Annotated in this window: 1 protein-coding gene and 1 pseudogene; both read right to left on the bottom strand. The window is 70.1% G+C overall.

From position 1 onward, the window contains the following. Positions 1-318, bottom strand: a 318-nt coding sequence (locus MKK70_RS31115) for a DUF2382 domain-containing protein (RefSeq protein ID WP_409568296.1), incomplete at its 3' end; no start/stop codon positions are given. Between the two features lie 71 nt (positions 319-389). After that, positions 390-948 (bottom strand): annotated as a pseudogene (locus MKK70_RS31110) (PhnA-like protein); the annotation flags it as partial.

The raw sequence follows: 948 nt of genomic DNA, 5'->3' as shown, positions 1-948 counted from the left end.
GTCTTCGTCCGCTGTGGTCTGGCGGACATGCACCTCCTCCCGTAGGACGAGGCGCTTCTCGACGACGAGGATCTCTTCGAGGACCGGGATGATGGTCACCCCGTTCTCCTCCCGGACCACCGGGGGCGTCTCGCCCTCGGCTAGGGTCCGGTTGATCGGCACCCGGGTAACCCCGACGTGATCGCTGCGCAGGGTCTCGCGCAGGACCTGATCGACCGCCTCGGTTCGGGTCGAGACCCGCACCCGCCCGGTGTCCACCGCCCGCTTGTCGATGCGGGCGGTCTCGGCGATCAGCGGAAGCGTCACGCTCTCACCGATGGCGACCTTCGCCGCCTGCTTGTCCTGCGTCCCGGGGAGACGCGGCTCGGTGGCGGCGGGGTCGCTCACCGTCAGACCCGACGCTGGGTCGTGACGACGGGGGCGGTGCGGGTGAGCACCGGGTCGACGGCGGCACCACGCCCGGCGAAGAAGGCCGACAGTGCACCGAGGACCAATGCCAGGGCGCCGTAGAGCGCTCCCTGCGAGCCGACCCGGGCTGCAGCATCCGCCGCCTGCTTGGCCTGCTCCTTGGTCTGGGCGACCGTGTCGTTGAACTGCTTCACGTACTGGGCGACCTGGGTCCGGGCCTGATCGACCGGGATGCCCTGAGCCTTGGACAGTGCCTGGGCGGCCTTCTCCTGTGCGTCCTTCTGCTGGGCGGCGTCACCGGTCACGGCGGCGCGCATGGCGCTGACGGCGGCATTCTTCAGGGCCTCCGGATCGTTGCCGGTCGTGCCACGGATCTGGCCCTCGATGTTCGAGAACGGATTGTCCATGCCCGGCAGCGACGGGGCAGCGGCCTGTGCCGCAGTCTTCACTGAACCACCGACCAGGTTGCCGGCACCGCCAAGCGTGCTCGACACCGCGCTCGATGCGCCGCTGACGATGCCGCCCACCGCCGAGGACAGC

It is taken from the genome of Methylobacterium sp. E-041 (assembly GCF_022829665.1).
Classification (GTDB): domain Bacteria; phylum Pseudomonadota; class Alphaproteobacteria; order Rhizobiales; family Beijerinckiaceae; genus Methylobacterium.
Note: the sequence above shows the minus strand (reverse complement) of the source record. Positions and strands in the feature narration are given on the sequence as shown.